Raw genomic sequence first — 9,387 nt, 5'->3', positions numbered from 1 at the left:
CCGCTTTCGAACCCGCAGCGCATCCGGCGGTGCCCCGCCGGGCAGGCCCCGGGCCCTTTTCGACGCTTTTCGCGCCGTTCCACTGAGTTATCGGACGAACAGTTATACTTGTCCGCTACATCATCCCCGCTACCGCCACGCGCTTCCCGACCGCACCAGATCTCTATGCGAATGAAATTGAAGAACATCGGCCTGATTGCCGCGGGCCTCGCCACGGGCGTGTTCGCCACGCTGCAGGTTTCCGCATCGGCCGAGCAGACCGCCACGGCGCCGCTTCCCCTCGACCAGCTCCGCCTGTTCGCGGAAGTCTTCGGACAGATCAAGCGCGAGTACGTCGAACCGGTCGACGACAAGAAGCTGCTGACGGCCGCGATCAAGGGCATGGTGTCGAGCCTCGACCCGCACTCGTCGTTCCTCGACAAGACCGACTATGACGAGCTGCAGGAGCAGACGAAGGGCCGCTTCGCGGGTCTCGGCATCGAGATCTCGCAGGAAGACGGTCTCGTCAAGGTGATCTCGCCGATCGAAGATACGCCCGCGTTCCGCGCCGGCATCCGTCCGGGCGACCTGATCACGCGCATCAACGACAAGCCGGTGCGCGGCATGACGCTCGACAAGGCCGTGAAGCAGATGCGCGGCGAGCCGGGCACCAAGGTCACGCTGACGATCTTCCGCAAGAGCGACGACCGCACGTTCCCGGTCACCGTCACGCGCGCGATCATCAAGGTCCAGAGCGTGAAGATGAAGATCCTCGATCCGGGCTACGCGTATGTCCGCATCACGAGCTTCCAGGAGCGCACGACGCCCGATCTCGCCCAGAAGCTGCAGGACATCGCGCGCCAGCAGCCGAACCTGAAGGGCCTCGTCCTCGACCTGCGCAACAACGGCGGCGGCCTGCTGCAGAGCGCGGTCGGCGTGGCCGGCGCGTTCCTGCCGCCCGACTCCGTCGTCGTGTCGACCAACGGCCAGATCGCCGATTCGAAGCAGGTCTACCGCGATACCTACGACAACTATCGCCTGCCGTCCTTCGATGGCGATCCGCTGAAGAACCTGCCGCCGGTCTTCAAGACCGTCCCGATGATCGTGCTGACGAACGCCTATTCGGCGTCCGCGTCGGAGATCGTCGCCGGCGCGCTGCAGGATTCGAAGCGCGCGCAGATCATGGGCAAGACGACGTTCGGCAAGGGTTCGGTGCAGACGGTTCGCCCGATGACGGCCGACACCGCGCTGCGCCTGACCACCGCGTACTACTACACGCCGAGCGGTCGTTCGATCCAGAACAAGGGCATCACGCCGGACGTGCCGGTCGATCAGTACGCGGACGGCGATCCGGACGACGTGCTCGTGACGCGCGAAGTCGACTACTCGAACCACCTCGCGAACACGCAGGATCCGAACGAGAAGAAGGAACAGGAAGACCGCGAGCAGCGCCGGATGGATCAGCTGCGCATCCTCGAAGAGCAGAACGACAAGAAGACGCCGGAGCAGCGCCAGAAGGATCGCGATCGCAAGCCGATCGAGTTCGGCAGCGCCGACGACTTCATGATGCAGCAGGCGCTCAACAAGCTCGAAGGCAAGCCGGTCCAGGAATCGAAGTCGCTGCTCGCCGAGAGCGCGAAGAGCCCGGCCGGCAAGGCTGCGGCGGGCTCGAAGGCATCGGCAAGCGTGAAGCCGGCGGCCGCACCGAAGCCCGCGTCGGCGCCGCAGTAAGCGCCGGCCGGCATCCGACGGGCCATCGCGGGAAGACCGCGATGGCCCGTTTTTCATGCGCGCCTAAAATAACGACACGTCCGCCGCCTCGCCCACGACTCCCCATGAACGACGATCAACTCCTTCGCTATTCCCGTCACATCCTCGTCGACGAAATCGGCATCGAGGCGCAGCAGCGCTTTCTCGATGCGCACGCGATCGTCGTCGGCGCGGGTGGTCTCGGCTCGCCCGCCGCGATGTATCTCGCGGCATCGGGCGTCGGCACGATCACGCTCGTCGACGCCGATACGGTCGACCTGACGAACCTGCAGCGGCAAATCCTGCACGTGACGGCATCGGTCGGCCGCAGCAAGGTCGAATCGGGGCGCGACGCCATCGCACAGCTGAACCCCGAGGTGAAGGTGCACGCGGTCGCCGAGCGCGTCGACGACGCGTGGCTCGACGCGCACGTGCCGCGCGCGACCGTCGTGCTCGACTGCACCGACAACTTCGCGACGCGACACGCGATCAACCGCGCGTGCGTCGCGCACGGCGTGCCGCTCGTGTCGGGCGCCGCGCTGCGCTTCGACGGCCAGATCAGCACGTTCGATTTCCGCGACCCGTCCGCGCCCTGCTATGCGTGCGTGTTCCCGGAAGACCAGCCGTTCGAGGAAGTCGCGTGCGCGACGATGGGCGTGTTCGCGCCGACGGTCGGGATCATTGGCGCGATGCAGGCCGCCGAGGCACTGCGCGTGATCGGCGAGATCGGCAAGACGCTCAACGGGCGGCTGATGATGCTCGATTCGCTGCGGATGGAATGGACGACGATGAAAATCGCGCGCCAGGCCGACTGCCCCGTGTGCGGGGGCCGGCACTGACGCGCGACGGGCATGCGCCGAACGGCGCATGCGTGACACTCCGCTACAGTTAGCGGCGGCGGGAACGCCTAAGCAGCCGCGTCCGCACGCGGTTCGGCAACCGACAGGCGCTGCAGCGCGGCCTGCACTTCCTCCGGCTCGAACGCGGCCAGCACGTCGGCCGTCGGCTTCTCGAGCGCCTTCAGGTGTGCGCGCAGGATCTCCTGCTTCACGACCAGCAGCTGGCTCGGGTGCATCGAGAACTCGGTGAGCCCCATCCCGAGCAACAGGCGCGTGAGCGCCGGATCGCCGGCCATCTCCCCGCATACCGACACCGACACGCCCGCGCGCTTCGCTTCGCGCAACGTATAGGCGATCAGGTGCAGCACGGCCGGATGCAGCGGGTCGTACAGGTGCGCGACCGCGTTATCGGCGCGGTCGATCGCGAGCGTGTACTGGATCAGGTCGTTCGTGCCGATCGACAGGAAATCGAAGCGCTTCAGGAACAGCGGCAACGCAATCGCCGCGGCCGGAATCTCGATCATCGCGCCGATCCGCACGTTCGGATCGTACGCGAGCCCCGCGTCGTCGAGCTGGCGCTTCGCCTCGCGGATCAGGTCGAGCGTCTGGTCGATCTCCTGCGCGTGCGCGAGCATCGGGATCAGGATCTTCACCTGGCCGAACGCGGACGCGCGCAGGATCGCACGCAACTGCGTGAGGAACATCTGCGGCTCGGACAGGCTCCAGCGAATCGCGCGCAGGCCGAGCGCGGGGTTCGGTGCCGTCTCGTAGCCTTCGTCGAGCGCCTCGAGCGGCTTGTCCGCGCCGACGTCGATCGTGCGGATCGTCACCGGCATGCCCTTCATCCACTCGACGGCCCGCTTGTACGCGGCGAACTGCTCCTCCTCCTCCGGCATCTCCTTCTGATGCATGAACAGGAACTCGGAACGGAACAGCCCGACGCCGACCGCGCCGGCCTCGACGGCCGCCTTCGCGTCGTCGGGCAGCTCGATGTTCGCGTACAGCTCGATCTTGGTGCCGCATAACGTTTGCGTCGGCGAGAATTTCAAACGCTGCAGCTTGCGTTGCTCCAGCAACTTCTCGGACTGCCGGTACGAATATTCCTCGAGGACGATCGGCGCCGGATCGACGATCACGATGCCCTGGTCGCCGTCGACGATGATCAGGTCGTCCTGGCGGATCAGCGCGCTCGCATGCTGCACGCCGACCGCGGCCGGTATGCCGAGGCTGCGCGCGACGATCGCCGTGTGCGACGTGCGCCCGCCGAGGTCGGTGACGAACGCCTGGAACGACTGCGACTTGAACTGCATCATGTCGGCCGGCGCGATGTCGTGCGCGACGACGATCATCTCGTTCGTGCCGTTCTTGGCCGCGCGGTCCAGTGCCTGCGACGCGGACGGCGCGCCGGCGAGCGCCTTCAGCACGCGCTCGACCACCTGCTCGATGTCGGCCTTGCGCTCGCGCAGGTATTCGTCCTCGATGTCGTCGAAGTGGCGCGTGAGCAGCTCGAGCTGCTCGGTCAGCGCCCACTCGACGTTGTAGCGGCGCGTGCGGATCAGGTCGATGGTTTCCTGCACGAGCATCTCGTCGCTCAGGATCATCGCGTGCACGTCGATGAATGCGCCGACTTCGCTCGGCGTGTCGTCGGTCAGATCGGCGCGCAGCGCTTCGAGTTCGTGATGCACGACCTCGAGCGCCGTGCGGAAGCGCTCGACCTCCGCATCGATCAGGTTTGCCTCGACCAGGTAATGGGCGACGTCGAGCGCCGCCGGCGCGATCAGATACGCTCGCCCGATCGCGATACCACGTGAGACGGGAATGCCATGCAGCGTGAAGGACACGCGCACCTCCTCTGTACAAGTAAAGCCGCGGCACACTGCTGCGATGCGCTTATGACCCCGGTTAGCGATTATAAATTCCGCGACTCCCCGCTGACTGCATGCACCGCAGCATTGCGCATTCCGCATCAATGCTTCCGACGAAAAAAATGCCGCGGAATCCGCGGCATTCTGGCTGGAAACGGCAACGATCCCGCGTGGCGATCACTGGCCTTCGCCGAACTTGTCGGCGATCAGTTTCAGCAGCGCGTCCATCGCTTCCTGCTCGTCGGACCCTTCGGTCTCGATCGTCACGGTGCTGCCGATGCCGGCCGCCAGCATCATCACGCCCATGATGCTCTTCGCGTTGATCTTGCGCCCGTTGCGTGTCATCCAGACTTCCGACTGGAAGTTGCCGGCCAGTTGCGTAAGCTTGGCCGATGCGCGCGCATGGAGCCCCAATTTATTGACGATGGTGGTTTCTTGTTGAAGCATGATTCTCGGTCGGGTCGGTCGGGGCCGCCGGCGGCGCGCGTCGGCGGTGCTGTCTAAAACGGAAAACGGGAAATCAGTGCGATTCGGTGCGCGGCTGCGGTTCGGGCGGAATCGGCGCGCACTGGCCACAGCCGGTTTCCGTCGGCGGCGGCGGTGTGCCGGCCGACACCTCGTGGACGCCCTTCGCGCCGCCGGACAGCGCCTTGTCCACCAGCTTGTCGAGCGGCACGGTGCGGTAGCAGACGACCCGCACGAGCATCGGCAGGTTCACGCCCGCGAGCACGCGCACGTTGTCGAGCTTCGCGAGCTGGCCCGCAATGTTCGCAGGCGTCGCGCCGTACATGTCGGTCAGCACGACCACGCCGTTCTCTTCCCTGAGCCGCGCGAGTTCCGCGTGCGCGAACGCCATCACCTGGGTCGGATCGCTGTCCGCCATCACGTCGATACAACCGATGCGGGCGGGCACGCCGCCGTAGATGTGCGCGATGCAGTCCCGCAGCGCGGTGGCGAGCGGGGCGTGCGCGATGATCAGAATCCCGGCCATGTCAGATCGCTCCCGGCCGCCCCTGGCGGGCCGACACCCCGCGGCGGGGCAATGAGCGTAGCGAGTGTGGGAAACGTTTCATGATCAGCCTTGCAACAGTATCGGCCCGACCGCCGGGCCTTCGGTGCGCGATCGCGGCACCGGGCAAGCGGGCATTGTAGCAGGCCGGTCGAACGGCTCCGGCGACGGGGGACCTGCGCGGCCGCCGCCGGGGTTGCGCGGGAGACGGCCTACGCGGCCGCACGCTCCAGCGCGTCGATGAACATCGCGGCGACGTCGAAGCCGGTTTGCTCCATGATCTCGCGGAAACACGTCGGACTCGTGACGTTCACCTCGGTCAGCCAGTCGCCGATCGCATCGAGGCCGACCAGCAGCAGCCCGCGTGCCGCGAGCACGGGCCCAAGCGTTTCGGCGATCTCGCGATCGCGCGCGGTCAGCGGCTGTGCGACACCGAGCCCGCCCGCCGCGAGATTGCCGCGCACCTCGCTGCCCTGCGGAATCCGGGCGAGCGAAAACGGCACCGGCTCGCCGCCGATCAGCAGGATGCGCTTGTCGCCGGCCTTGATCTCGGGAATGAATTTCTGCGCCATCACCGAACGCGTGCCGTCGTGGCTCAGCATCTCGATGATCGAACCGAGGTTCATGCCGTCCGGCTTCACGCGGAACACGCCCATCCCGCCCATCCCGTCGAGCGGTTTCAGGATCACGTCGCCGTGCTCGGCGTGGAACGCGCGCAGCCGTTTCGCGTCGCGCGTGACGAGCGTCGGTGCGACGAACTGCGGAAACTCGCCGATCGCGAGCTTTTCCGAATGGTCGCGGATCGACTGCGCCTTGTTGAACACGCGCGCGCCGGCGCGCTCGGCCAGCTCCAGCAGCCAGGTCGACGTCACGTATTCCATGTCGAACGGCGGATCCTTGCGCATCAGCACCGCGCCGAACGATTCGAGGCGGCGCGCGTCGACGGGCCCTTCTTCGAACCAGGTGTCGCGATGCAGGTCGTCCAGCTCGCCGACGAACGTGACGCGCCGCACGTCGGCCTCGACGGCCGAACCCGTCCACGCAAGGTGGCGCGGCTCGCACGCGTAGATCGCATGCCCGCGCCGCGCCGCCTCCGCCATCATCGCGTAGGTCGAATCCTTGTAGATCTTGAAGCGCTCGAGCGGGTCGGCGATAAAGAGAATGTCCATGAGGTCCTGTACTTGGCGAAGGTCCGTTACACCTGGATGGCTTCGGGATCGGTCTTTTCCAGTTCGATCGACGACGCGATCAGCGACAGCCGCGCGACGACGCCGTACATGTAGAAACGGTTCGGCGGCGCGGCACCCGGCTTCGCGCCCGCATCCGGCAGCGCGGTGTGCTCGAAGCCGAGCGGCACGTAGTGCATGCCGGGCGCGTTCAGGTTCTGGTCGCGCTCGCGGCCGGCGTGCGTACGGTAGAAGCCGCCGACCACGTAGCGGTCGATCATGTACACGACGGGCTCCGCGACTTCGTCGCCGACGCGCTCGAACGTATAGACGCCTTCCTGCACGATCACGTCGCGCACCGCGAGGCCGGCCTTCGACTCGGCCATCTGCGCGCGCTCGGCTTTCGACATCCGGCCGATCTCGGCCGCGTCGTGCACGGTCATCACGCCGCGCCCCGCCGTGCCCGCGTCGGCCTTCACGACGACGTACGGCTTCTCGCTGATCCCGTATTCGCGGTACTTGCGCGCGATCTTCTTCAGCACGCCGTCGATCGCGTCGGCGAGCGCCTGCTCGCCTTCATGCGCCTGCCAGTCGACCCCTTCCACGTGCGCGAAATACGGATTCACCATCCACGGATCGACGCCGACCATCTTCGCGAACTTCTTCGCGACGTCGTCGTAGCACGAGAAGTGCGTCGACTTGCGGCGCACGGCCCAGCCCGCATGCAGCGGCGGCAGCAGGTACTGCTCGTGCAGGTTTTCCAGCACGCCCGGGATGCCGGCCGACAGGTCGTTGTTCAGCAGGATCGAGCACGGATCGAAATTCTTCAGGCCGAGGCGACGCTGCGAACGCTCGAGCGGTTCGAGCACGATCTTCTGGCCGTCGGCCAGCGTGATCGGCGTCATGTCGGTGATGCTCGGGTCGAGCGAGCCGAAACGCACGTTCAGGCCAGCCTGGCGCATGATCGTCGCGAGGCGTGCGACGTTTTCGAGGTAGAACGCGTTGCGGGTCGGCAGCTCGGGAATCACGAGCAGGTTCTTCGCGTCCGGGCAGATCTTCTCGATCGCGGCCATCGCGGCCTGCACGGCGAGCGGCAGCACTTCGGACGGCAGATTGTTGAATGCGCCGGGAAACAGGTTCGCGTCGACGGGCGCCAGCTTGAAGCCGGCGTTGCGCAGGTCCACCGAACAATAGAACGGCGGGGTATGTTCCTGCCATTCGAGCCTGAACCAGCGTTCGATCGCAGGCGTCGCGTCGAGGATCTTCTGCTCGAGTTCGAGCAGTGGACCGTTCAACGCGGTAACGAGGTGGGGAACCATGAATCACTCGCGAGCGGGAGAATGAAGATTGTAGAGCAATTGCCCTGCCCATTTGGGGATTGTTCCCGGCTTCGCAAGGGTTTGGAGGAAGTTTTCGGCTATTGACCCGATAGCGCGAAGGGTTATGCGCTACGGCAGCGGGTGACAGGAGAAAAAAAGCCCGCCGGGTGGGGCGGGCCGAAGTCGCTGCGCTCATTCATCGCGGGCGCCGTCGTCGCGGCGGCCCGCCGGTCAATCGTGTGACTTATTCGACATGCTCGCCGTGCAGGACCACGTCGAGGCCTTCGCGCTCTTCCTCTTCCGACACGCGCAGGCCGATCGTCAGGTCGATCAGCTTCAGCAGCACGAAGCTCAGCACGCCGCTGTAGACCAGCGTGATCAGCACGCCCTTGGCCTGCAGCAGCAGGCTGCCGTCGGCGCCGCCGATGTCCTTCACCGCGAACACGCCCGTCAGCAACGCGCCGAGAATCCCGCCCACGCCGTGCACGCCGAACGCGTCGAGCGAATCGTCATAGCCGAGCTTCGACTTGAGCCACGTGGCCGACCAGAAGCACACGACACCCGCGGCGATACCGATCGCAAGCGCACCCGTCACGCCGACGAAGCCGGCCGCCGGCGTGATCGCGACGAGACCCGCGACCGCACCCGACACGATGCCGAGCACCGACGGCTTGCCGTGCGAGATCCACTCGGCAAACATCCAGCCGAGCGCCGCGCAGGCCGTCGCGACTTGCGTCGTCAGCATCGCGAAGCCGGCACGGCCGTCGGCCGCAACCGCCGAACCCGCGTTGAAGCCGAACCAGCCGACCCACAGCATCGAGCCGCCGATCATCGTCAGCACGAGGTTGTGCGGCGCCATCGATTCGCGGCCGAAGCCGACGCGCTTGCCGAGCATCAGGCACGACACGAGGCCCGCGATACCGGCGTTGATGTGCACCACCGTGCCGCCCGCGAAGTCGAGCACGCCGTCCGACGACAGCCAGCCGGTCGGCTCCCACACCATGTGCGCGATCGGCACATAGACGATCAGCGACCAGAGCGTCATGAACACGAGCATCGCCGAGAACTTCATGCGGTCGGCGAACGCGCCGCAGATCAGCGCCGGCGTGATGATCGCGAACGTCATCTGGTAGACGAAGTAGACCGATTCCGGAATCGTCGGCGCGAGGTGGCTGACGGTCAGCGTCGTCGCCTTGTCGCCGTGGATGTAGTTCATCCCGTGCAGGAACGCGCGCGACAGGCCGCCGATGAAGCCGTTGCCCGGCGTGAACGCGAGGCTGTAGCCGATCACCGTCCACAGCACCGTGATCACCGCGGTGATCGCGAAGCTCTGCATCACCGTCGCCAGCACGTTCTTCTTGCGGACCATGCCCGCGTAGAACAGCGCGAGGCCCGGGATCGTCATGAACAGCACGAGCGCGGTGGAGGTCAGCATCCACGCGGTGTCGCCCGCGCTGATCT

At 66.3% G+C, this 9,387-nt stretch carries 8 protein-coding genes; 2 read left to right on the top strand and 6 right to left on the bottom strand.

Annotation, left to right across the window (positions count from 1 at the left end; translation table 11 throughout):
* The first annotated feature begins 165 nt into the window (after positions 1-165).
* Both JYJ84_RS20575 and JYJ84_RS20570 read left to right on the top strand, forming a co-directional pair.
* Positions 166-1,710 carry a S41 family peptidase gene (locus JYJ84_RS20575; RefSeq protein ID WP_122946335.1) on the top strand — a complete coding sequence of 515 codons (1,545 nt, stop codon included), beginning with the start codon at positions 166-168 and terminating at the stop codon, positions 1,708-1,710.
* A 104-nt stretch (positions 1,711-1,814) separates the two neighbouring features.
* The gene (locus JYJ84_RS20570; protein WP_175221608.1) at positions 1,815-2,567 is read left to right on the top strand and encodes a HesA/MoeB/ThiF family protein; all 753 of its coding nucleotides are present in this window, start codon (positions 1,815-1,817) and stop codon (positions 2,565-2,567) included.
* Between the two features lie 68 nt (positions 2,568-2,635).
* Here JYJ84_RS20570 and ptsP read toward each other — a convergent pair whose 3' ends face one another.
* The 6 genes from ptsP to JYJ84_RS20540 all read right to left on the bottom strand — a co-directional run.
* Positions 2,636-4,408, bottom strand: a complete 1,773-nt coding sequence (gene ptsP, locus JYJ84_RS20565; RefSeq protein WP_175221607.1) for a phosphoenolpyruvate--protein phosphotransferase — start codon at positions 4,406-4,408, stop codon at positions 2,636-2,638.
* Positions 4,409-4,609: 201 nt separating this feature from the next.
* Positions 4,610-4,879 carry an HPr family phosphocarrier protein gene (locus JYJ84_RS20560; protein ID WP_011353292.1) on the bottom strand — a complete coding sequence of 90 codons (270 nt, stop codon included), beginning with the start codon at positions 4,877-4,879 and terminating at the stop codon, positions 4,610-4,612.
* A 73-nt stretch (positions 4,880-4,952) separates the two neighbouring features.
* Positions 4,953-5,423, bottom strand: a complete 471-nt coding sequence (locus tag JYJ84_RS20555) for a PTS sugar transporter subunit IIA (protein ID WP_043187196.1) — start codon at positions 5,421-5,423, stop codon at positions 4,953-4,955.
* A 230-nt stretch (positions 5,424-5,653) separates the two neighbouring features.
* Positions 5,654-6,610, bottom strand: a complete 957-nt coding sequence (gene gshB / locus JYJ84_RS20550) for a glutathione synthase (protein WP_175034800.1) — start codon at positions 6,608-6,610, stop codon at positions 5,654-5,656.
* Positions 6,611-6,636: 26 nt separating this feature from the next.
* Positions 6,637-7,926: a glutamate--cysteine ligase gene (gshA, locus tag JYJ84_RS20545; RefSeq protein WP_043187192.1), complete on the bottom strand. Its 1,290-nt coding sequence runs from the start codon at positions 7,924-7,926 to the stop codon at positions 6,637-6,639.
* Between the two features lie 244 nt (positions 7,927-8,170).
* Positions 8,171-9,387 (bottom strand): ammonium transporter (locus JYJ84_RS20540; RefSeq protein ID WP_275890732.1); only part of this gene is annotated, 1,217 nt, incomplete at its 5' end.

The sequence above is a fragment of the Burkholderia sp. LMG 13014 genome, from assembly GCF_905232215.1.
In the GTDB taxonomy this organism is placed as follows: Bacteria; Pseudomonadota; Gammaproteobacteria; order Burkholderiales; family Burkholderiaceae; genus Burkholderia.
Note: the sequence above shows the minus strand (reverse complement) of the source record. Positions and strands in the feature narration are given on the sequence as shown.